Annotated in this window: 18 protein-coding genes; 9 read left to right on the forward strand and 9 right to left on the reverse strand. The window is 68.6% G+C overall.

The genetic code is table 11. The annotated features are described in order from the left end of the window. Positions 1-123 precede the first annotated feature (123 nt). Positions 124-630 carry a thioesterase family protein gene (locus tag BLV92_RS24225; protein WP_090549992.1) on the forward strand — a complete coding sequence of 169 codons (507 nt, stop codon included), beginning with the start codon at positions 124-126 and terminating at the stop codon, positions 628-630. Between the two features lie 133 nt (positions 631-763). Here BLV92_RS24225 and BLV92_RS24230 read toward each other — a convergent pair whose 3' ends face one another. Continuing rightward, on the reverse strand, positions 764-1,051 hold the full coding sequence (locus tag BLV92_RS24230; RefSeq protein WP_090549995.1) for a DUF3331 domain-containing protein: 288 nt from the start codon (positions 1,049-1,051) through the stop codon (positions 764-766). A gap of 377 nt (positions 1,052-1,428) precedes the next feature. On the opposite strand from BLV92_RS24230, the gene BLV92_RS24235 reads away from it, so the two are divergent. Further along, entirely contained in the window at positions 1,429-2,496 is a 1,068-nt protein-coding gene (locus BLV92_RS24235) for an AI-2E family transporter (RefSeq protein ID WP_090549998.1), read from the forward strand. Positions 2,497-2,762: 266 nt separating this feature from the next. On the opposite strand, the gene BLV92_RS24240 is transcribed toward BLV92_RS24235, so the two are convergent. Then, positions 2,763-3,599 (reverse strand): alpha/beta hydrolase, encoded by an 837-nt coding sequence (locus BLV92_RS24240; RefSeq protein ID WP_090550000.1) that lies wholly within the window; start codon positions 3,597-3,599, stop codon positions 2,763-2,765. Positions 3,600-3,695: 96 nt separating this feature from the next. Next, a complete protein-coding gene (locus BLV92_RS24245; protein WP_090550002.1) occupies positions 3,696-4,796 on the reverse strand; it encodes an OpgC domain-containing protein in 1,101 nt (366 codons plus the stop codon). A 603-nt stretch (positions 4,797-5,399) separates the two neighbouring features. Between BLV92_RS24245 and BLV92_RS24250 the strand changes: the two genes are divergently transcribed. Next, on the forward strand, positions 5,400-6,278 hold the full coding sequence (locus BLV92_RS24250) for a peptidoglycan DD-metalloendopeptidase family protein (protein WP_090550005.1): 879 nt from the start codon (positions 5,400-5,402) through the stop codon (positions 6,276-6,278). A gap of 146 nt (positions 6,279-6,424) precedes the next feature. On the opposite strand, the gene prpF is transcribed toward BLV92_RS24250, so the two are convergent. The 4 genes from prpF to prpB all read right to left on the reverse strand — a co-directional run bounded on the left by prpF (position 6,425) and on the right by prpB (position 12,455). Further along, positions 6,425-7,615 carry a 2-methylaconitate cis-trans isomerase PrpF gene (gene prpF / locus BLV92_RS24255; protein WP_090550007.1) on the reverse strand — a complete coding sequence of 397 codons (1,191 nt, stop codon included), beginning with the start codon at positions 7,613-7,615 and terminating at the stop codon, positions 6,425-6,427. A gap of 79 nt (positions 7,616-7,694) precedes the next feature. After that, positions 7,695-10,292 carry a Fe/S-dependent 2-methylisocitrate dehydratase AcnD gene (acnD, locus tag BLV92_RS24260; protein WP_090550010.1) on the reverse strand — a complete coding sequence of 866 codons (2,598 nt, stop codon included), beginning with the start codon at positions 10,290-10,292 and terminating at the stop codon, positions 7,695-7,697. A gap of 76 nt (positions 10,293-10,368) precedes the next feature. Further along, entirely contained in the window at positions 10,369-11,535 is a 1,167-nt protein-coding gene (gene prpC / locus BLV92_RS24265; RefSeq protein WP_090550013.1) for a bifunctional 2-methylcitrate synthase/citrate synthase, read from the reverse strand. A gap of 29 nt (positions 11,536-11,564) precedes the next feature. Then, positions 11,565-12,455, reverse strand: a complete 891-nt coding sequence (prpB, locus tag BLV92_RS24270; protein WP_090550015.1) for a methylisocitrate lyase — start codon at positions 12,453-12,455, stop codon at positions 11,565-11,567. Between the two features lie 206 nt (positions 12,456-12,661). On the opposite strand from prpB, the gene prpR reads away from it, so the two are divergent. Further along, entirely contained in the window at positions 12,662-14,647 is a 1,986-nt protein-coding gene (prpR, locus tag BLV92_RS24275) for a propionate catabolism operon regulatory protein PrpR (RefSeq protein ID WP_090550018.1), read from the forward strand. A gap of 37 nt (positions 14,648-14,684) precedes the next feature. On the opposite strand, the gene BLV92_RS24280 is transcribed toward prpR, so the two are convergent. Then, a complete protein-coding gene (locus tag BLV92_RS24280) occupies positions 14,685-15,083 on the reverse strand; it encodes a hypothetical protein (protein WP_090550019.1) in 399 nt (132 codons plus the stop codon). A gap of 378 nt (positions 15,084-15,461) precedes the next feature. On the opposite strand from BLV92_RS24280, the gene BLV92_RS24285 reads away from it, so the two are divergent. The 5 genes from BLV92_RS24285 to BLV92_RS24305 all read left to right on the forward strand — a co-directional run bounded on the left by BLV92_RS24285 (position 15,462) and on the right by BLV92_RS24305 (position 20,840). Beyond that, complete coding sequence (locus BLV92_RS24285) at positions 15,462-15,920, forward strand: (2Fe-2S)-binding protein (RefSeq protein WP_090550022.1); 459 nt, start codon at positions 15,462-15,464, stop codon at positions 15,918-15,920. Position 15,921: 1 nt separating this feature from the next. After that, a complete protein-coding gene (locus BLV92_RS24290; protein ID WP_090550024.1) occupies positions 15,922-18,177 on the forward strand; it encodes a xanthine dehydrogenase family protein molybdopterin-binding subunit in 2,256 nt (751 codons plus the stop codon). 21 nt (positions 18,178-18,198) lie between these two features. Next, positions 18,199-19,551, forward strand: coding sequence for a c-type cytochrome (locus BLV92_RS24295; protein ID WP_090550026.1), 1,353 nt, complete (start codon positions 18,199-18,201; stop codon positions 19,549-19,551). A 122-nt stretch (positions 19,552-19,673) separates the two neighbouring features. Then, the gene (locus BLV92_RS24300) at positions 19,674-20,294 is read left to right on the forward strand and encodes a DNA-3-methyladenine glycosylase (protein ID WP_244283943.1); all 621 of its coding nucleotides are present in this window, start codon (positions 19,674-19,676) and stop codon (positions 20,292-20,294) included. Between the two features lie 204 nt (positions 20,295-20,498). Beyond that, entirely contained in the window at positions 20,499-20,840 is a 342-nt protein-coding gene (locus BLV92_RS24305; protein WP_090550028.1) for a DUF4148 domain-containing protein, read from the forward strand. Between the two features lie 167 nt (positions 20,841-21,007). Here the strand turns inward: BLV92_RS24305 and BLV92_RS24310 are convergent, their stop codons facing one another. Continuing rightward, positions 21,008-21,451 carry a CBS domain-containing protein gene (locus tag BLV92_RS24310; protein ID WP_090550029.1) on the reverse strand — a complete coding sequence of 148 codons (444 nt, stop codon included), beginning with the start codon at positions 21,449-21,451 and terminating at the stop codon, positions 21,008-21,010. Positions 21,452-21,504: the final 53 nt, after the last annotated feature.

The raw sequence follows: 21,504 nt of genomic DNA on the forward strand, positions 1-21,504 counted from the left end.
CGTGGACGGACGCGGCGTTCGACGTTAAGGCTCACGAATCATCGGCGGCTGGCGTTTGCGTTTGCGTTCGTGTTCGCGGCGCGGCGGTTAAACTGCTGCCTCCATGGCGCAAGAGGGGGAAGCGTGGTCAACGTATCGTCAGGCGTCGTGTATCGCGACGAGGTGCGCCGCGAATGGGTCGATTACAACGGCCATCTGCGCGACGCGTTCTACATGCTGATCTTCAGCTTCGCGACCGACGCGCTGCTCGATGCGATCGGACTCGACGCGACGCAGCGGACCGCGCGCGGCCGGTCGATGTACACGCTCGAAGCGCATCTGAACTATCTGCACGAAATCAGGGAAGGCGCGCGGGTGACGGTGCGGGTGTCGGTCATCGATCACGACGCGCGGCGCGTGCACCTGTATCTGCAGATGTTCGCGGACGACCGGCCGGAGCCGGTCGCGGCGAGCGAGCAGATGCTGCTGCACGTCGATACGTCGGGGCCGCGCGCGGCGCCGTTCGATGCGGACACCCTCGCGCGCGTCGTGCGGTTGCGCGAGGCGGAAGATGTGCCGGCGGACGCGTATATCGGGCGGGTGATCGGACTGGGTAACCGGCGCGACGACGGGGGGGAGCGGCCTGCCTGAATGGAGCGGAGCGCGGAAGGCTTGCCGGCCTGTCCCTTCGCCGGCGGAAACGCCGGCGAAGGCGGGTGAAGCGAGGAGGGAGAAGCGGAAGCGGTCAGGCGGGGAGACGATGTGAGGCAGTCGGTCTGCCGGATCACTCGCCGCCGAGGTTGCCGAACACTTCGGCGGCGATCATCACGGACGCGTTCAGCGGGGCGGGGCGCTCGGCCGGCTTGAACACGGCGTCGCCACGGCGGATTTTGCGGCGCGTCACCGCGCAGGTTCCCGACGTGTGCGCGGAGCGGCGTCGCCAGCGTTGCTCGCCGTAGTGGCAGCGCCCCGGCTCGACCCAGCGGATCACCAGGGCGGTGTCGGAGCGTTCGAGTATCTCGATGCGCACCCCGTTGACTCCCTCAAGCGCCACGCATTGTTTGGTCTTCATTGTCGGCTCCGTAGATGAGGTGTGCCGAAATGTAGACCTGCCCGCGGTCGAGTGCCATTGTGTCGCGGTTGAAACACTGTTCCAGTCTCCGCAACAATCGGGTACGGTTCGCTGCGGTGCACGAAGGAATGCGGCTTTGGCGGGCGTCCGCGTCCACATCTCGAATTTGTGCAACGCAGTGTTGTACGGAACGCGACAGGCGGGAGGGGGCGGTTCGGGGACGGAACGGTTCCGGAGCGGGCTGATCTTATCCTGAACGGGCGGCGTGGCGGGGACCGGCGCCGCCGTCGGCCGGTCGCAGATGGCCGGCGCGCTGTGGTACGGTTCCGCGCCGGCACGAACGAACCGGGCCGCCATTCGAATTTTCACGAGGTTACATGATCCGTCGTCCGTCTGCTCCGAATCCCGCAAACGACCCGAAATTCCAGCGCGCCGCGTCCGCCGTGCTCTACGCGGTGCTCGTGCTGCTTGCGCTGTGGGTCGTGCGCGAATTCATCCCCGCCGTCGCGTGGGCCTGCGTGATCGCGATCGTGCTGTGGCCCGCGTATCAGGCGATCGAGAGCCATCGCGCGTTTCGCGGCCGCACGACGGTGATCGCGACGCTGCTGACGCTCGCGGTCGCGCTACTGGTCGTGCTGCCGATCGCGGTGACCGTCGTGCAGGCGGCCGGCGAGGCGCACGACCTGGCGCTGTGGCTGCGCTCGGCGCAGCAGAACGGGCTGCCGGTGCCGGACTTCGTCGCGCATCTGCCGTTCGGCAGCCGCCAGGTCGCCGAATGGTGGCAGGCGAACCTCGGGCGGCCGCTCAATACGTCGTCCGCGATGAAAGGGCTGCATTCGGACGCGGTCGTGTCGTTCGGGCGGCAGTTCGGCGTGCGGGCCGTGCACGCGGCGATGCTGTTCGGCTTCATGCTCGTCACGCTGTTCGTGATCCTGCAGGCGGGGCCGAGGTTGTCCGGCACGGTGCTGCAAGGCGCGCGCCGCGCGTTCGGCGCGGACGGCGCGCAGCTGCTGCAGCGGATGGCCGCCGCGGTGCGCGGCACGGTGACGGGGCTCGTCGTCGTCGGTCTCGGCGAGGGGCTGCTGCTCGGCGGCGCGTACCTCGTGACCGGCGTGCCGCACGCGGCGCTGCTCGGCACGGTGACGGCGGTTGCCGCGATGCTGCCGTTCTGCGCGCCGATCGTGTTCTGCGGCGCGGCGCTGTGGCTGCTGGTGCAGGGCGACGTCGCGCAGGCGATCGGGCTCGTCGTGTGGGGTTTCGTCGTCGTGTTCGTCGCGGAGCACTTCGTGCGGCCGGTGCTGATCGGCAACTCGACGCGGCTGCCGTTCCTGCTCGTGCTGTTCGGGATACTCGGCGGCGCGACGACGTTCGGGCTGCTCGGCATCTTCATCGGTCCGGCGCTGATGACGGTGCTGATGGTGTTGTGGAACGACTGGATCGATTGACGGGATTGATCCGATTGAACAGGTAAACGGGCAGGAAGCCCGCGCGACCGGTGTCGTCGAGCGAACCGCGTGGGCCGCGGAGCCTGTGCGGGCAGGGTGGCGACGGCGGGCGTGCCGATGGCCGAAACCGTCGCCGCATGCAGCGGTGACATGGCTCGATGCCATGTCGAAATCGCGGAATCCTTCGGTCGCGACCAGCAGTGAACAGCAGCGAACGGCAGGCGCTGGCCGCCGGATGACCGGCCTGCCAGCGTCGCAGAAACCCCTTATCGCACGCACCCCAACGTGTACTTCAACGCGGCGGGCAGCAGCCCGCGCCACACCGGCCACACATGGCCGCCGTCCACGATCCGCAGCGCGGCCGGGTTGCCGGCGTCGCGCAGCCGCGTGTACAGCAGCGACGATTCCGCCTGGATCGCCAGATCGTCGTCGCCGGACGCGATGAAGAGCGGCACGCGCCGCGGCTGCCCGAAGTACGCGCTCCACAACGCCGGATAGTTCAGCGCGCGCCACACGTGCGGATCGTACTGCCGGTCGCCGAACACGCCGACACGCCGCGCGGCCGAACTCACCGGCGGGTCGCCCGAATAGATCGCCGGCGACAGCAGCAGCGCGCCGCAGAACTCGTCCGGATGCAGCATCGCATAACGCAGGGCGCCGAAGCCGCCCATCGACACGCCGCCGATCGCGCGTCCGCCGCGCTCGTTCTCGACCGCGAAATGCGTTTCGACGTCCGGCAGCAGGTCGCGGAAAAACGCCGTCTCCATCCGTTCCTTGCGATCCACGTACCAGTCGGTGCCGCCTTGCGGCATCACGATCACGACCGGCGGAATCTCGCGCTGCGCGATCAGCGCGTCGGCGGTCGCCTGCAACTGGCCCTGCGTGACCCAGTCCATCGCGTTGCCGTTGTTCCCGTGCAGCAGGTAGAGCACCGGGTAACGGGCCGCGTCGGCGCGATAGCCGGCCGGCAGATAAACGAGGTACGGCCAGTCGCGCTCCAGCGCGGCCGAATGGAACGTGCGCACGACGATCGTGCTGGCCACGGCCGGCATCGCGGCGGCGATGAACGCAAGCAAGAGCAGCGGGCGGAGGAGTCTGCGCATGGCGGCAGGCGTCGGAAGATCGGAACGGGGCGCGGTCGGCGCGGGCCAACATGCTAGCAGGATCGCCACCGTCCCCGACAGCCCGGTTTGCGCGGATCAGGCGGACAGCTTCACGCGCGACGGCAGCCGCCGCCGGACCGGGTCCGACGCCCACGCGACGAACAGCAGCGCGCCGATCGCGAACGCGTCGGCGGCGAGACCGAGCGGCACGTTCAGGTAGCCGTCCGTGTACCAGTACAGCACCGAGTCGGTGACGAGCGAGATCACCGCGCCCGCGACGAAGCACAGCATCCCGTTGCGGCCGACGAGGCCGACCCATGGCAGCGCGCGGGCGAGCCGCCTCGTCCAGCCGAGCTGGATCAGGTGCGCGACGAGCCATGCGTTCCCGATGAAGTTCAGCACGCGGAACCATGCGAGGTTGCGCTTCAGGTTGCCGTCGAGCGTCAGGTGCGTGTGCTCGATCCGGTAGTACGCGGCCGCCGCGACGACGACGAGCGCCGCCGCCGTCGCGATCCAGCCGAGGCGGTGCGCGCTGACGCGCTGGAACACGGGCTGCGCGCGCGCCAGCACGCCGAGCACGAACACGAGCTGCCACGCGAGCGGATTGAAGTCCCACTGCGCGTCCTGTGCGTGCGGCAGCAGCGGCCGCGCGAACGGCGCGGCGGCCCACAACGCGACGCTGCCGGCGAGCAGCAGCCACGGCCGCGTGCGCGCGAGCGGCAGCGCCAGCGGCGCGGCGAGCGCGAACAGCACGTACATCGGCAGCACGCCGGCGAGATACGGCTGGCGGCGCAGCAGCACGATGTCGCGCAGCGCGCCGGCCGGCGCGCTGGTCAGGTCGTCGAGGTCGGCGATCGTCAGGTTCGGCGCGTCGACGTTGCACGCGAGCAGGATCGCGGACACCAGCAGCATCAGCAGCGCGGTGACGACGAATGCCCGATAGATCTCGAACGCCCGCCGCACGAACCGCTGCCGGGCCGCGGCCTCGGTGCGGCGCGCGCACAGCGCGGTCCACGCGATCGCGGTCGCGAAACCGCCGAGAAACACGAATACTTCGGCGGCGTCGCACAGCGCGAACGCATGCAGCGTCATGCGCGACAGGATGCTGCCGCCGATGTGATCGACGACGATGACGAGCAGCACGAGGCCGCGGAAAAAGTCCAGTTCGACCAGGCGGCCGGAAGGTGACTGTTGCATGGGCTGGGTGAACGGGCTGGTCCGCGGCGGTGGGGCGGCGGGCGGGCTCGGTGACGGAATTCCGGAAGGCTCGCAGTGCCGCCGTGTGTTAGGCGCGTGCAAGCCGCGAAGCAGCCGGAGCGGCGGGCTGCGCAGACAGCGGAAAGAGACCGGCGGTGGATGTCGGAGTTCCTCGGACATGCGCGCCGGTGTCGCTGGCTGCTGCCGATGGTAGCCGAATTTCAAAAAGCTTTCATCGGCGTTACGCAGTGACCTTCAAGTTTCCGGTAGCCCTTGCCGTTATCTGACATAGATCGCCTGTATTGCTGACAGGGCTTCGGACGGTAGACTACCGTTATTTAACATTTGTATCAGAGTGTTCGGCTGGGGCCGCTCGCGCCGTGACACCGATACAATGCGGTCTTTATTTCGAGATTGTGTCAGCCGGTTTTGCCGGCGTTGTGATGCGAAGGGCTCTTTTTCTCTGAAGATGAGAGCGGAATTCATGCGGGGCGGCTCAGGGCTGCAACCGGTGCACGAAGGGCGGGAGCGCGTACGAACGCGGCAGACCCCACCGTGGCCAGGTATCGCGCGACGCGCGTCCCGATCTGCAGGAGGTGATGAATGTTCAACGATCGTTTCAGCGCGCGCGCGAACGGTCTGGCCGGCTGGTGGGCCGGCCTGGGTCTGGTGGTGTTTTTAGGCGGCTGCGCAAACGTTGGCCAGCAGGACCCGCTTCCCGACACCGTCGCGTCCGGGAACGCGGCGGCGGGTTCGCAGGCCGCTTCGGCCACGGCCGCCAGCGGCGCAACCGCCGCACAGCCGGCGACGGACGCGGCTGCGCAGCCGGCCCGGCCGGTCACGAAGGTGGTTACGAAAACGGTGTGGTATCGCGTGCGGCGCGGCGACACGCTCGCGCGGATCGCGCAGAAGCACGGCTGCTCGGTGAAGGATCTGCAGGCGTGGAACCGGCTGAAGCCGTCGAGCCGGCTGCGCAACGGCCAGTCGCTGAAGATCGTGTCGAAGCAGACGGTTACGGTCACGGCCTCGGAGCCGGGCGCTGCGCAGTCGTCCAGCGAGAGCGCGTCCGAGACCCGCGAGGTCAAGGCGGGCGTCGCGCGCCATGCGAACAGCGTGCAGCTTGCCTGGCCCGCGCAGGGCCATGTGATCGAGCCGTTCCAGCCGGGCGAGACGCGCGGCATCGAGATCGCCGGCAAGGAAGGCGACCCGGTGCTCGCGGCCGCCGACGGCCGCGTGATGTACGCCGGCACCGGGCTCAACGAGTACGGCAGTCTGATCATCGTCCAGCACAACAAGGACTTCCTGACCGCGTATTCGCACAACCGGCGGCTGCTGGTGAAGACCGGCGACGTCGTCCGCCAGGGGCAGCAGATCGCCGAGATGGGCAGCGAGAACAACTCGCGCGTCGCGGTGCTGTTCGAACTGCGCCGCGACGGCAAGCCGATCGATCCGATGCCGTACCTGCCGCAGCCCAACGGTTGACCGGACCGGCTGCACCGGCCTGATTCCCGACGTAAAAAAGCCTCCCGCGCGACAGACATCGCGCCGGGAGGCGTCGTTGCGTGCGGGGCCGGCGACCGGATGAGGGGGCGGCGGGCGGCACACCTCGCCGTGCGCCGCCCGCGGAATCAGAACGAATCGCCCGGCACGCGAATCCAGCCTTCCATCAGCACGCGCGCGCTGCGGCTCATGATCGCCTTCGTGACGGTCCATTCGCCGTCGACGTTGCGCGCCTCTGCGCCGACCCGCAGCGTGCCCGACGGATGGCCGAAACGCACTGCGTTGCGCTCGCCGCCGCCGGCCGCGAGGTTCACCAGCGTGTCCGGCACGGCCGCCGCCGTCGCGATCGCGACGGCCGCCGTCCCCATCATCGCGTGGTGCAGCTTGCCCATCGACATCGCGCGCACCAGCACGTCCACGTCGCCCGCGCCGATGGCCTTGCCGCTCGACGCGACGTAATCGGCCGGCCGCGCGACGAACGCGACCTTCGGCGTGTGCTGGCGCGTCTCGATCTCTTCGAGCTTCGCGATCAGCCCCATCCGCAGCGCGCCGTGTGCGCGGATCGTCTCGAACTTCTTCAGCGCGGCCGGATCGCCGTTGATCGCGTCCTGCAACTCGGTGCCGGTGTAGCCGATCGCGTCCGCGTTCACGAAGATCGTCGGGATGCCCGCGTTGATCATCGTCGCCTTCAGCGTGCCGACGCCCGGCACTTCGAGATCGTCGACGAGGTGGCCGGTCGGGAACATCGAGCCGCCCGCGCCTTCCTCCTCGGCGGCCGGGTCCATGAATTCCAGTTGCACTTCGGCGGCCGGGAACGTGACGCCGTCCAGCTCGAAGTCGCCGGTTTCCTGCACCGCGCCGTTCGTGACCGGCACGTGCGCGACGATCGTCTTGCCGATGTTCGCCTGCCAGATCCGCACGGTGGCGATGCCGTTGTCCGGCACGCGCTCCGGATCGACGAGGCCGCCCGAAATCGCGAACGGCCCGACCGCGGCGGAGAGGTTGCCGCAGTTGCCGCTCCAGTCGACGAACGCCTTGTCGATCGACACCTGGCCGAACAGGTAATCGACGTCGTGGCCGGGCCGGCTGCTCTTCGCGACGATCACGGTCTTGCTGGTGCTCGACGTCGCGCCGCCCATGCCGTCGGTCTGCTTGCCGTACGGGTCGGGGCTGCCGATCACGCGCAGCAGCAGCGCGTCGCGCGCGGCGCCCGGTTGCCTCGCGGCTTCGGGCAGGTCCTGGAGGCGGAAGAACACGCCTTTGCTGGTGCCGCCGCGCATGTACGTGGCGGGAATCCTGATTTGCGGTACGTGGGCCATGATGAGCGGTGTGTCCTGATGGAGCGCGGGCGGCCTCTCTCGACGCCGCCCGCATGGAGCTAACGATAATCCGGCGCGTTCAGGCGGCGGACTTCGACGATTCGAGGAAGTCCTGCGCGAAGCGTTGCAGCACGCCGCCCGCTTCGTAGATCGACACTTCCTCGGCCGTGTCGAGCCGGCACGTGACCGGCACTTCCAGACGCTCGCCGTTGCGCCGGTGGATCACGAGCGTCAGGTCCGCGCGCGGCTTGCGCTCGCCGGCGACGTCGTAGGTTTCGGTGCCGTCGAGGCCGAGCGTCAGCCGGTTCGTGCCGGGCTTGAATTCGAGCGGCAGCACGCCCATGCCGATCAGGTTCGTGCGGTGAATCCGCTCGAAGCCTTCCGCGACGATCGCCTCGACGCCCGCGAGCCGCACGCCCTTCGCGGCCCAGTCGCGCGACGACCCCTGGCCGTAGTCCGCGCCCGCGACGATGATGAGCGGCTGGCGGCGCTCCATGTACGTCTCGATCGCCTCCCACATCCGCGTGACCTTGCCTTCCGGTTCGATCCGCGCGAGCGAGCCTTTTTTCACCTCGCCGTCCACGACCGCCATCTCGTTCACGAGCGTCGGGTTCGCGAACGTCGCGCGCTGCGCGGTCAGATGGTCGCCGCGGTGCGTCGCGTACGAATTGAAGTCCTCTTCCGGCAGGCCCATTTTCGCGAGATATTCGCCGGCCGCGCTGTCCAGCAGGATCGCGTTCGACGGCGACAGGTGGTCGGTCGTGATGTTGTCGCCGAGCACCGCGAGCGGCCGCAGCCCGGACAGCGTGCGCTCGCCGGCGAGCGCGCCTTCCCAGTACGGCGGACGGCGAATGTACGTGCTCTGCGGACGCCAGTCGTACAGCGGCGTCGTGGTCTCGCCGCTTGCCGCGCTGGCCGCGAACATCGGCTCGTAGACGCGGCGGAACTGCTCGGGCTTCACGCTCTGCGCGACGATCGCGTCGATTTCGTCGTCGCCCGGCCAGATGTCCTTCAGATAGACCGGCTGGCCGTTCGCGTCGGTGCCGAGCGCGTCGCGCTCGATGTCGAAGCGGATCGTGCCGGCGATCGCATACGCGACGACGAGCGGCGGCGACGCGAGGAACGCCTGTTTCGCATACGGATGGATGCGGCCGTCGAAGTTGCGGTTGCCGGACAGCACGGCGGTCGCGTACAGGTCGCGCTCGACGATCTCCTTCTGGATGACCGGATCGAGCGCGCCGGACATGCCGTTGCAGGTCGTGCACGCGAACGCGACGATGCCGAAGCCGAGCTGTTCGAGTTCGGGCAGCAGTTTCGCGTCTTCGAGGTACAGCTCCACGGCCTTCGATCCCGGCGCGAGCGATGACTTCACCCACGGCTTGCGCGTCAGGCCGCGCGCGTTCGCGTTGCGCGCGAGCAGCGCCGCCGCGATCACGTTGCGCGGGTTGCTGGTGTTCGTGCAACTGGTGATCGCCGCGATGATGACCGCGCCGTCGGGCATCTGGCCCGGCACGTCGTCCCACGGGCCGGCGATGCCGCGCGCGGCGAGGTCCGACGTCGGCAGCCGGCGATGCGGGTTCGACGGACCGGCCATGTTGCGCACGACGCTCGACAGGTCGAACGTCAGCGTGCGCTCGTATTGCGCGTCGGCAAGCGAATCGGCCCACAGGCCCGCCGCTTTCGCGTAGGTCTCGACGAGCTTCACCTGTTCGTCGTCGCGGCCGGTCAGGCGCAGATAGTCGATCGTCTGGCCGTCGATGAAGAACATCGCGGCGGTCGCGCCGTATTCCGGCGCCATGTTCGAGATCGTCGCGCGGTCGCCGAGCGTGAGGCTCGACGCGCCAACGCCGCGAAATTCGAGGTACGCGCCGACGACTTTTTCCTTGCGCAAAAACTCGGTCAGCGCGAGCACGACGTCGGTCGCGGTGATGCCGGGCTGGCGGCGGCCGGTCAGCTCGACGCCGACGATGTCCGGCAGGCGCATCCACGACGCGCGGCCGAGCATCACGTTCTCCGCTTCGAGGCCGCCGACGCCCACCGCGATCACGCCGAGCGCATCGACGTGCGGCGTGTGGCTGTCGGTGCCGACGCAGGTGTCCGGATACGCGACGCCATCGCCGACCTGGATCACCGGCGACATCTTCTCCAGATTGATCTGATGCATGATCCCGTTGCCCGGCGGGATCACGTCCACGTTGCGGAATGCCTTCTTCGTCCAGTTGATGAAGTCGAAGCGGTCCTCGTTGCGGCGGTCCTCGATCGCGCGGTTCTTCGCGAATGCGTCCGGGTCGAAGCCGCCGCATTCGACGGCGAGCGAGTGATCGACGATCAGTTGCACCGGCACGACCGGGTTCACCTTCGCGGGATCGCCGCCCTGCGACGCGATCGCGTCGCGCAGGCCGGCGAGATCGACGAGCGCGGTCTGGCCGAGGATGTCGTGGCAGACGACGCGCGCGGGGAACCACGGAAAGTCGAGGTCGCGGCGGCGCTCGATCAGTTGCGTGAGCGACGCGGTCAGCGTCTGCGGATCGCAGCGGCGCACGAGGTTTTCGGCCAGCACGCGGGACGTGTACGGCAGCGTGTCGTATGCGCCGGGGCGGATCGCATCGACGGCGGCACGCGCGTCGAAATAGTCGAGACGCGTGCCGGGAAGAGGTTTGCGGTATTGGGTATTCATGGGGCGGAGCGGATAGGGATCGCGTAATGATACGGTCAACGGGACGCGCGCGGCATCGGGCGCGCCCCGGTTGCCGTCAACGCTTCCCGATCGGCACGAACTTCAGGTTTTCCGGTCCGGTGTAGTTTGCGCTGGGCCGGATGATCTTGTTGTCGACACGCTGCTCGATGATGTGCGCGGCCCAGCCGGCGGTGCGCGAGATCACGAAGATCGGCGTGAACATCGCGGTCGGCACGCCCATCATGTGGTACGACACCGCGCTGAACCAGTCCAGATTCGGGAACATCTTCTTCGCGTCCCACATCACCGCTTCGAGGCGTTCCGCGACGTCGAACAGCTTCGTGTTCGACTGCTCCTTCGACAGCTTCTTCGCGACGTCCTTGATGACCTTGTTGCGCGGGTCCGAGATCGTGTAGACCGGGTGGCCGAAGCCGATCACCACTTCCTTGCGCTCGACGCGCGCGCGGATGTCCGCCTCGGCGTCGTCGGGCGTTTCGTAGCGCGACTGCACCTCGAACGCGACCTCGTTCGCGCCGCCGTGCTTCGGGCCGCGCAGCGCGCCGATCGCGCCGGTGATCGCGGAATACAGGTCCGAACCCGTGCCGGCGATCACGCGCGCGGTGAACGTCGATGCGTTGAACTCGTGTTCCGCGTACAGGTTCAGCGACACGTGCATCGCATCGACCCACGACTTCGACGGTGTTTCGCCGTGCAGCAGATGCAGGAAATGGCCGCCGATCGAGTCGTCGTCGGTCTCGACTTCGATGCGTCTGCCGTTGTGCGAGTAGTGATACCAGTAGAGCAGCATCGAGCCGAGCGAGGCCATCAGGCGGTCGGCGATGTCGCGCGCGCCGGGCAGGTTGTGATCGTCCTTCTCGGGCAGCACGGTGCCGAGGACGGACACGCCGGTGCGCATCACGTCCATCGGATGCGCGGACGCGGGCACCCATTCGAGCGCGGCCTTCACGTTGGCGGGCAGGCCGCGCAAAGCCTTGAGCTTGATCTTGTAGGCGGCGAGTTCGGCGGCGTTCGGCAGCTTGCCGTGCACCAGCAGGTGGGCGATTTCCTCGAATTCGCAGTTGCCGGCGAGATCGAGGATGTCGTAGCCGCGGTAGTGCAGGTCGTTGCCGGTGCGCCCGACCGTGCACAGCGCGGTGTTGCCGGCGGTCACGCCGGACAGCGCGACCGATTTTTTCGGTTTGAACGCGCCTGCGGCCGGGGTGCTGTTGTCTGCTTCGCTCATGATGTTGTCGTCCTCTTTATCTCTCTGGTTTATTTCTTCGCGGCGAACAGCGCGTCGAGCTTGTCTTCGTACGCGTGATAGCCGAGGTACCGGTACAGATCCTCGCGCGTCTGCATCGTCGGGACCGCCGCCTTCTGCGTGCCGTCGCGCCGCACCGTCTCGTAGAAGTTCAGCGCCGCCGCGTTCATCGCGCGATACGCGCCGCAGCAATACAGCGCGATGTCCACGTTCGCGTCGCGCAGCTCGTCGACGGTGAAGAACGGCGTCGAGCCGAACTCGGTCAGGTTCGCGAGGATCGGCACCTTCACCGCCGCCTTGAAGCGGCGATAGTCGTCGAGCGATTTCATCGCTTCCGGGAAGATCATGTCCGCGCCGGCCTCGACATACGCGACCGCGCGTTCGATCGCCGCGTCCAGCCCTTCGGACGCCGCCGCGTCGGTGCGAGCCATGATAACGAACTGATCGTCGGTGCGTGCATCGACGGCGGCCTTCACGCGATCGACCATCTCGTCCGCTGGCACGACTTCCTTGCCCGGCCGGTGGCCGCAGCGTTTCTGGCCGACCTGGTCTTCGAGGTGGACCGCCGCGACGCCGGCCTTGATGAACGAGCGGATCGTGCGCGCGATGTTGAATGCGCCGCCCCAGCCGGTATCGATGTCGACGAGGAGCGGCAGGCCGGTCGCGTCGGTGATGCGGCGCGCGTCGGTCAGCACGTCGTCCATCGTGCTGATGCCGAGGTCGGGGATGCCGAGCGAGTTCGCGGCGACGCCGCCGCCCGACAGATAAACGGCCTTGAAGCCGGTGGCTTCGGCGAGTTTCGCCGCGTAGGCGGTGATCGCGCCGACGACCTGCAACGGCTGCTCGGCGGCGACGGCCGCGCGGAATTTCGCGCCGGCGCTTGCGGGGGTTTTGCTGTTCATGCGTGTGTCTCCGATGAAGTCGGGACGTCTTTTGCAGGGAGCGTGCCAGTTGCGGACGGCGGCGCTAACGCGTTGATTTCGCATCGGATCGCGGCGGGGAGGGATCCTGTGAAATTGCATTTTTGTTTCATTGAGGAAATTACGATTTCAAAAATGAAATCACGCGCGGATAATGGCGTTTTCCGCTTCGACCGGGGACGTTCGCCATGAACCGCCTGCCCGCCACCGGCCCGCGTCCGCGCGTGTGGGCCATCGGCATCAGCCGCCTGCGCGACCTGTTTCGCGACATCGCCGCCGAATACGACGACCGCGCCGACCTGCGGCTCGTGTCGCGCGGCTACGAACAGGCGGTCGCCGAGATCGCCGCCGCCGGCCCCACGCGGCCGGACGTCGTCGTCGCGGCCGGCTCGAACGGCGCGTATCTGAAGGCGCGCGTGGACGTGCCGGTGATCCTCGTCGCGCCGACCGGCTTCGACGTGATGCAGGCGCTTGCCCGCGCGCGCCGCGACGCGGACTCCGTCGCGCTCGTCACGCACGGCGACACGCCGGTCGAGATGCGCCGTTTCGTCAGCGCGTACGGGCTCGACATCGTGTTCGCGTCGTACCAGACCGCGCAGGACGCCGAGGCGTGCGTGCTCGACCTGCGCGACCGCGGCGTGCGCGCGATCGTCGGGCCGGGCCTCGTCACCGATCTGGCGGCGCGCTTCGGGCTCGCGTCGGTGTTCGTCTATTCGCGGCCGTCGGTGCGCGCCGCGTTCGACAACGCGCTCGAAATCGTGCAGGCGACGTGGCGCGAGACGCAGCGCCGCCAGCGGCTCGACAGCGTGATCCAGCATCTGCGCGACGGCGTCGTCGCGCTCGATGCGGCCGGCCGCGTCGAGGCGATCAACCAGCGGCTCGCGGCGGTGCTCGGCGTCGATCCGTCGTCGGCCGCCGGCCGGCCGCTCGCCGAGCTTGCGCCGGACATCGCGGTCAGCATGCCGGCGGCCGACGGCGAATCGCTGGAGACGGTGCGCGGCGTCAGCTATGTCGTGCATCGCGGGCCGCTCGTCGACAACGGCGAAACGACCGGCGCGGTGCTGACGTTCCAGGAGTCGCGCGCGGTCGAACGGCTCGACCGCACGCTGCGCTCGCGTCAGCGCGCGCAGCAGTTCGTCGCGCGCTACCGGCTCGACGACCTGATCGGCGCATGTCCGGAGATCGTGCGCGTGCGGCAGCTGGCGCGGCGCTACGCGAAGTCCGACGCGACCGTGCTGATTCGCGGCGAAAGCGGCACCGGCAAGGAGATGGTCGCGCAGGGCATCCATCAGGAAAGCGCGCGCCGCGATTTCCCGTTCGTCGCGATCAACTGCGGCGCGTTTCCGGAGACGCTGCTGGAGAGCGAACTGTTCGGCTACGAGGAAGGCGCGTTCACCGGCGCGCGGCGCGGCGGCAAGGCGGGGCTGATCGAGGCCGCGCATCGCGGCACGCTGTTTCTCGACGAGATCGGCGAGATGCCGCTGCCGCTGCAAAGCCGGCTGCTGCGCGTGCTGCAGGAGCGCGAGGTGGTGCGGCTCGGCGCGACCGAGCCGACGCGCGTGGACGTGCGGGTCGTCGCGGCGACGCATCGCGCGCTGACCGACGCGATCGCCGCCGGCGAGTTTCGCGCGGACCTGTATTACCGGCTGAACATCCTGAACCTCGCGATTCCGCCGCTGCGCGAACGCGGCGCGGACATCCTGCCGCTCGCGGCCGAACTGCTGGTCCAGGCCGCGCGCCGCGAGCCGCGCGTGGCCGCGCGCGTGCGGACCGTGGACGACGCGGCGCGCGTGCTCGATCCGGTCGGCGAGCCGCTGCGCTCGCACGACTGGCCGGGCAACGTGCGCGAGTTGCAGAACGTGATCGAGCGGATGGCGGTGGAACTGGCCGATGCCGATGCGCGGCAGATGACGCCGGACGTGCTGCTGTCGATCGCGCCGGAACTGTTCGAGTCGCCGCGGGTGTCCGCGCAGCGGGCGTTGACGCTGCGCGAGCGCCGCCGTCACGCCGACGCGGACGAGATCCGCGCGGCGCTCGACGCGTGCGACGGCGATCGCGAGCGCGTCTGCGAACTGCTCGGGATCAGCAAGACGACGTTGTGGCGGCGGTTGAGCGCGGCGGACGACGGCGCTCCCCGTTCCGTCCGCCGCCCGCGCGACGCGCAGCGCGGTTAGCGATGCGCAAGCCTGCTGCTCATCCCACGGCAAACCTTCAGTCCGCTTTCACGCCCTGCAGGATCGGCACGAGCTGCGCATGCAGATGCAGCACGTCGGGGCTCGCCTGCAGCAGCGCCTGATAACGTTCGAGGAACGTCGACGGCTGCCCGTTCGTCTCGAACAGCGCGATCACGCTTTGCACCGCGCCGATGCGGTCCTCGGCCGTCGAATTTTTCGCGTCGAGCGCCTCGTCGACGTTCGCGATCACCGTTGACAGCGGCATCAGCCAGCGAAACCCCGACCCGTTGATCAGCACCTGCAGAAAGCCGGCGGCCGTCACCGGCCCGAACTCGCGTTCATACGACGCGCGCTCGTGATCGAGGATCGCCTTATGCAGCGTGAGGAGCGGACGGCGGACGTCGTTCAGGAATTGCTTCGCGCGTGCTTCTTTCATCGTGCGGCTCCGTGGGTGGCGGGAAAGCGCGGGGCGCTTCGGCCTGGTTCCTGGCGGCCGCTTGCGGTTTCTGTCCTGGCGTGCGCGTCGTGCGCCGGCGGCCTGTCCGGACGATGGTAGCGCATCGATCCGGCTATCGCCGCAGTCGCGTCGTACTGCGTGAGAAATCCTGGCGAACGATGTGCAGATTGCCAGCCTGCGCAGTCGTCAGCGCGTTGCGGAATGCGGCGCTACAATTTTCCGGCCTCGAACCGGCCGGCCGTGCGTGCAACCCGCGCACGGCCGGCGCATTTGGCATCCAGTGCGAAACAACCCATGCGACCGATGCTCCATTGGTCGTCCAACACCGACAATAACCCCCACACTCGGAGCCGTTTCATGACGACGACGCTTAACATCAATGGCGAGACCCACACGGTCGATGCGCCGCCCGACATGCCGCTGCTCTGGGTGCTGCGCGACATCGTCGGGCTGACCGGCACGAAGTTCGGTTGCGGCATCGCGCAATGCGGCGCATGCACGGTACATCTCGACGGCGCGGCGGTGCGCTCGTGCGTGCTGCCGGTCGCGGCGGTCGGCGACCGCAAGGTCACGACGATCGAGGCCGTCGGCGCGACGCCGGCCGGCGCGAAGGTCCAGCACGCATGGCGCGAGCTCGACGTCGTGCAGTGCGGCTACTGTCAGTCCGGGCAGGTGATGTCGGCGACGGCGCTGATCGCGTCGAACCCGAATCCGTCCGACGCGGACATCGATGCCGCGATGGCCGGCAACATCTGCCGCTGCGGCACCTACAACCGGATTCGCGCGGCGATCAAGCAAGCCGCGAAGGAGGCCTGAGATGTCACAAGGTCTCCTCGACGCGCAGAACGGCCGCACGGCCGACGACAACAACGGCAGCGGCGCGGGGCTGTCGCGGCGCTCGTTCCTCAAATACGGCGCGACGCTTGGCGTGGCCGCGGGCGGCGGGCTGCTGATCGGCTTCGGCATTCCGGCGCTCGCGCAGGGCGACGGCGCGGCGCGCCGCTCGGTGGTCGGCGGCGACGGCAACGAGTCGCCGCAAGGCGGCGTGTTCGAGCCGAACGCGTTCGTGCAGATCGACCCTGCGGGGAAGGTCACGCTCATCATCCCGAAGGTCGAAATGGGGCAGGGCGTCTATACGTCGATCCCGATGCTGATCGCCGAAGAACTCGAAGTGCCGCTCGACAGCGTGACCGTCGATCACGCGCCGCCGAACGCGAAGCTGTTCAGCGACCCGCTGCTCGGCGGTCAGTTGACCGGCGGCTCGACGTCGATCCGCTACGCATGGGAGCCGATGCGCCGTGCGGGCGCGACCGCGCGCGTGGTGCTGATCGCGGCGGCCGCGCAGCAATGGCAGGTGGACCCGGCGACCTGCCATGCGCGCCAGGGCCAGGTGTTCCACGACGCGAGCGGCCGTCATGCGGCGTACGGCGACCTCGTCGATGCGGCCGCGCGTCTGCCGGTGCCGCAGACCGTCACGCTGAAAGACCCGAAGGACTTCACGCTGATCGGCAAGCGCACGAAGCGGCTCGACTCGCCGGAGAAGGTGGACGGCACGGCCACGTTCGGCCTCGACGTCCGGCTGCCCGGCATGGTGTACGCGGCGATCGTGAACTGCCCGGTGTTCGGCGGCACGCTCGCGAGCGTCGACGATACGCATGCGAAGCAGATTCCCGGCGTGCTGCAGGTGGTGAAGGTGGACAACGCGGTCGCGGTGATCGGCGCGCATACGTGGGCCGCGAAGCGCGGCGCGGCGGCGCTCGCGATCAAGTGGAACGAAGGCGCGGGCGCGAACCTGACGATGCAGCAGATCGTCGGCGACCTTGCGAACGCCGCGCAGCGCGACGGCGCGGTCGCCCGCAAGGACGGCGACGTGCAGCAGGCGTTCGGGTCCGCGAAGACGCGCGTCGATGCGGTCTATCAGCAGCCGTTCCTCGCGCACGCGACGATGGAGCCGATCAACTGCACGGTGCACGTGCGCGCCGACGCGTGCGACATCTGGGTCGGCACCCAGGTGCCGACGCGCGCGATCGACGCCGGCGTGACGGTCACGGGACTCAAGCCCGAGCAGATCACGCTGCACAACTTCCTGCTCGGCGGCGGCTTCGGTAGGCGGCTCGAAGTCGATGCGATCACCCAGGCGCTGAAGGTCGGCAAGCAGGTGGGCACGCCGGTCAAGGTGTTCTGGACGCGCGAGGAGGACATCCAGCACGACATGTACCGGCCGTATTACTACGACCGCATCTCCGCCGGGCTCGACGCGAACGGCAAGCCGGTCGCGTGGCAGCACCGGATCGTCGGGTCGTCGGTGATCGCGCGCTTCGCGCCGCCGGCGTTCAAGAACGGCGTCGATCCGGACGCGGTCGAGGTGTCGGCGGACCTGCCGTACGACCTGCCGAACCAGTTGATCGACTACGTGCGCGAGGAGCCGCGCACGGTGCCGACCGCGTTCTGGCGCGGCGTCGGGCCGACGCGCGGCACGTTCGTCGTCGAGAGCTTCGTCGACGAACTCGCGGCGTCCGCGAAGACCGATCCGGTCATCTACCGGCGCAACCTGCTCGGCAAGTCGCCGCGCGCGCTGAACGTGCTGGACGTCGCGACGCGCGCCGCGAACTGGGGGCCGCCGCTGCCGAAGGGGCAGGGGCGCGGCGTGTCGGTGATGCACGCGTTCGGCAGCTTCTTCAGCATGGTCGCGGACGTGTCGGTGGACGACGGCGAGGTGCGCGTGAACCGCGTCGTGTGCGCGGTCGATTGCGGGATGGTCGTGAATCCCGAGACGATCGAGGCGCAGATCGAAGGGGGGATCATCTTCGGGATCACGGCCGCGCTGTACGGCGAGATCACGATCGACCGCGGCCGCGTCCAGCAGACGAACTTCACCGATTACCGGATCCTGCGCATCGATCAGTCTCCGCAGATCGAGGTGCACATCGTGAAGAGCGCGGAAGCGCCGGGAGGGATCGGCGAGCCGGGTACGGCGGCGCTTGCGCCGGCGCTCGCGAACGCGATCTACGCGGCCACCGGCAAGCGGCTGCGGCAGCTTCCGGTCGGTCGGCAACTGCAGACGACGGCTTAAGCGGAGAACCCAACGATGACGATGCTCAACGCACTCGAACAAGCCCGTGCGGCGCATGCCGCACGGCCGACGGTTCGCGGGCTCGCTCGCGGGTTCGCCGCAGCGGCGTTCGCGGCCGTGTCCGCGCTGTGCGCGTCGGCGGCCGTCGCGGCGCCCGCGCCTGCGTCCGCCGATGCGGCGCTGGTGCAGCGCGGCGCGTACCTCGCGCAGCTCGGCGACTGCGCGGCGTGCCATACGGCGCCGCACGGCAAGCCGTTCGCGGGCGGCCTGCCGATGAACTCGCCGCTCGGCACGATCTACACGACCAACATCACGCCGGACCCGGACACCGGGATCGGCCATTACTCCGAGGAGGACTTTGCCCGCGCGCTGCGCGAGGGCGTCGCGCGCGACGGCCACAACCTGTATCCGGCGATGCCGTATCCGTCATACACGAAGGTGAACGACGACGACGTGAAGGCGCTGTATGCGTACTTCCTGCACGGCGTCGAGCCGGTGCAGCAGGCCAACCGCGACACCGACATCCGCTGGCCGCTCAACATGCGCTGGCCGCTGAAGATCTGGAACGCGGTGTTCCTCGACAAGGGCGTCTATCGGGACAAGCCGGGCAAGGACGTCGCGTGGAATCGCGGCGCGTATCTCGTGCAGGGGCTCGGCCACTGCGGGTCGTGCCATACGCCGCGCGGCGTCGGCTTCAACGAGCAGGCGCTCGACGAAAGCGGCAGCGCGTTCCTGACCGGAGCGTCGCTGGACGGCTGGTTCGCGACGAACCTGACCGGCGAGCACAACACCGGGCTCGGGCGCTGGAGCGAGGCCGAACTCGCGCAGTTCCTGAAGACCGGCGCGAACGCGCATGCGTCGGCGTTCGGCTCGATGACGAGCGTGATCAACAACAGCACCCAGGCGATGACGGACTCGGACGTGAACGCGATCGCAGCCTACCTGAAGTCGCTGCCGGCGGCGGGCGGCGACGGCGGGCCGGCGTATGCGTACGACCCGCAGGCGACGAAGGCGTCGCTCGCGCGGCCGGCGAACGACGCGGGCGCGCGGGTCTATGCGGCGTACTGCATGCACTGCCATGGCGTGGATGGCCGTGGGTTCGCGCCGATGCTCGCGCCGCTGGCGGGCAACCCGAACGTGCTCGGCAAGGACCCGGTGTCGCTGATCAACGTGACGCTGAACGGCACCGGCGATCTCGTGATCGGTGGGATTCCGGCGCCGTATCCGATGCCGGCGTACGCGGGCACGCTCGACGACAGGCAGATCGCCGACGTGCTGACGTTCATCCGCGCGGGCTGGAACAACCGGGCCGATGCGGTGAACGCGGCGCAGGTCGCGAAGCTGCGTAGCGCGACGCAGTCGGCGGCGCGGTAGTCGTGGGGGCGGGCGGGTCGCGTCGGGCTAGGCCTGCCGCCGTTGCCGCGCAGGGTGGCGCGGCGCGGGCCGGCGCGCGGCGGACGCGCGATACGGGCGGCGGCCCGGCGGCATCCGGTCCGCTGCTGATCGTGCCGCTGCGGCGCGACGAACTGCCGGTCGATGCCGTCGAACTCGCGCGCTTCATGGTCGGCCGGTACCTGGTGCACGACCTCGCAACCGGGCGCATGGCCGGCCGGATCGTCGAGATGGAGGCATACCCGGTCGGCGATCCGACGAGTCACGCGTACATCGGGCGGCGGCTGTACAACCGCTCGATGTTCCTCGAACGCGGACATGCGTATGTGCGGCTCACTTACGGGTCGTCGTACATGCTGAACATGTCGGCGGAGGAGGCGGACGTCGGCGCGGGCGTGCTGATCCGCGCGGTCGAGCCGCTCGAAGGGCTCGACGCGATGTCCGCGCGGCGACCCGGCGTGCCGCCGCGCGATCTTGCCCGCGGGCCGGGGCGGCTGACGATGGCGTTCGGGATCGGCGCGGCGTTCGACGGCGTCGATCTGTGCTCGGGACACGGGTTGTGGATCGGTCGCGTGGATGAGCGGGCGCGGCGGGTCGGCGTGACGACGCGGATCGGCCTGTCGCGCGAGATGCACCGGCCGCTCCGGTTTTACGAAGCGGGCAGCCCGTTCGTCAGCGGTCCGCGTCGGCTGTTGTCCGCCGATCTCGATTCGTCCCCCTTATGAAAAAAGCGGGAACTCGCGCGCTTTTGATGACGCCGTTCCGCGCCGAGGCTTTCCCGGCGGGCATCTCCAAATTGTTGCCTGCCATGAAACGGTATTTGTATCAATTAGGTATTTGCCCTGGTGCCTTGTGTTTATACACTGGAGTTGTTGCTCGGGTGCGTCCTGCACCTGAGCCGGCCAAGAACAAGTCATTGGAGGTAAATCATGAAGACCCGTACCCTGATTCAAGCTGCCCTCGTCGCCGCCGTCGCTATCGCACCGGCGCTCTCGTTTGCTCAAGACAACCAGGCGCCGAAGACCCGCGCCGAAGTTCGCGCTGAACTGATCCAGCTCGAACAGGCTGGCTACAACCCGGCGACCTCGAACGACGCTACCTACCCGGCCGACATCCAGGCCGCCGAAGCGCGCGTCGCGCACGAAAACGCCGTCGCGCAGGCTCAGGGCGCGGATGCGACCGGCTACGGTCCGGCTACCGCCGGTACGACGCAGTCCGGCAAGGCGTCCCAAGCGACGAACCCGCGTAACTCGGTCTACTTCGGCAACTGATGTACCGGCGGCGGTTGTAGGCCGCCGCCCCGCGCAAACCGGTCTGCGGCCGCAACGGCAACTCCGCGGCAGCAGGACCGGTTCAACGATTTCCTTATCTGGAACCTCCGCCGCCGGTTGGCGGCTTCGCCCAACCCACCGGATTGGGCCTTTTTTTACGGTTGCCGTCAGGCAGCCGGGCTCCCCGTGATGTAGTGCTCCAGCTGTTCGATCGTGAACTGCTGCTCGGCGATGATTTCCTTCACGAGGTCGCCGATCGACACCATCCCTATCAGCTTCCCGCCTTCCAGCACCGGCAGGTGCCGCATCCGCCGTTCGGTCATCAGCGCCATGCAGTCGTAGGTCGTCTGGTCGAGTTGAACGAAGCGCACGTGCGGGCTCATGATCTCGCTCACCGGGGTCGATTTCGACGCGCGATCCATCAGCACCACCTTGCGCGCGTAGTCGCGCTCCGTGACGATGCCGACGATCGCATTCCCGTCCGTCACGACCAGCGCGCCGATCTGCTTCTCGGCCATCAACCTGATCGCGTTGTAGACGGAATCGGACGCGGCGATCGTGAACACCACCTGATCCTGCTTCGATTTCAATATCTGTGCGACGCTAGTCATTGGGCGACTCCATGGTTCGTCGTGGTGGTCGGTGTGCTGGCGCGGCGCAGCAT

It is taken from the genome of Paraburkholderia caballeronis, assembly GCF_900104845.1.
Classification (GTDB): Bacteria; Pseudomonadota; Gammaproteobacteria; order Burkholderiales; family Burkholderiaceae; genus Paraburkholderia; species Paraburkholderia caballeronis.

What these genes read in the sequence shown, in the direction of transcription:
- BLV92_RS24230 (WP_090549995.1), bottom strand. Translation starts at nt 1,051, where the DNA reads ATGAAGACCAAACAATGCGTGGCGCTTGAGGGAGTCAACGGGGTGCGC.
- BLV92_RS24235 (WP_090549998.1), top strand. Translation starts at nt 1,429, where the DNA reads ATGATCCGTCGTCCGTCTGCTCCGAATCCCGCAAACGACCCGAAATTC.
- BLV92_RS24240 (WP_090550000.1), bottom strand. Translation starts at nt 3,599, where the DNA reads ATGCGCAGACTCCTCCGCCCGCTGCTCTTGCTTGCGTTCATCGCCGCC.
- BLV92_RS24245 (WP_090550002.1), bottom strand. Translation starts at nt 4,796, where the DNA reads ATGCAACAGTCACCTTCCGGCCGCCTGGTCGAACTGGACTTTTTCCGC.
- BLV92_RS24250 (WP_090550005.1), top strand. Translation starts at nt 5,400, where the DNA reads ATGTTCAACGATCGTTTCAGCGCGCGCGCGAACGGTCTGGCCGGCTGG.
- prpF (WP_090550007.1), bottom strand. Translation starts at nt 7,615, where the DNA reads ATGGCCCACGTACCGCAAATCAGGATTCCCGCCACGTACATGCGCGGC.
- acnD (WP_090550010.1), bottom strand. Translation starts at nt 10,292, where the DNA reads ATGAATACCCAATACCGCAAACCTCTTCCCGGCACGCGTCTCGACTAT.
- prpC (WP_090550013.1), bottom strand. Translation starts at nt 11,535, where the DNA reads ATGAGCGAAGCAGACAACAGCACCCCGGCCGCAGGCGCGTTCAAACCG.
- prpB (WP_090550015.1), bottom strand. Translation starts at nt 12,455, where the DNA reads ATGAACAGCAAAACCCCCGCAAGCGCCGGCGCGAAATTCCGCGCGGCC.
- prpR (WP_090550018.1), top strand. Translation starts at nt 12,662, where the DNA reads ATGAACCGCCTGCCCGCCACCGGCCCGCGTCCGCGCGTGTGGGCCATC.
- BLV92_RS24280 (WP_090550019.1), bottom strand. Translation starts at nt 15,083, where the DNA reads ATGAAAGAAGCACGCGCGAAGCAATTCCTGAACGACGTCCGCCGTCCG.
- BLV92_RS24285 (WP_090550022.1), top strand. Translation starts at nt 15,462, where the DNA reads ATGACGACGACGCTTAACATCAATGGCGAGACCCACACGGTCGATGCG.
- BLV92_RS24290 (WP_090550024.1), top strand. Translation starts at nt 15,922, where the DNA reads ATGTCACAAGGTCTCCTCGACGCGCAGAACGGCCGCACGGCCGACGAC.
- BLV92_RS24295 (WP_090550026.1), top strand. Translation starts at nt 18,199, where the DNA reads ATGCTCAACGCACTCGAACAAGCCCGTGCGGCGCATGCCGCACGGCCG.
- BLV92_RS24305 (WP_090550028.1), top strand. Translation starts at nt 20,499, where the DNA reads ATGAAGACCCGTACCCTGATTCAAGCTGCCCTCGTCGCCGCCGTCGCT.
- BLV92_RS24310 (WP_090550029.1), bottom strand. Translation starts at nt 21,451, where the DNA reads ATGACTAGCGTCGCACAGATATTGAAATCGAAGCAGGATCAGGTGGTG.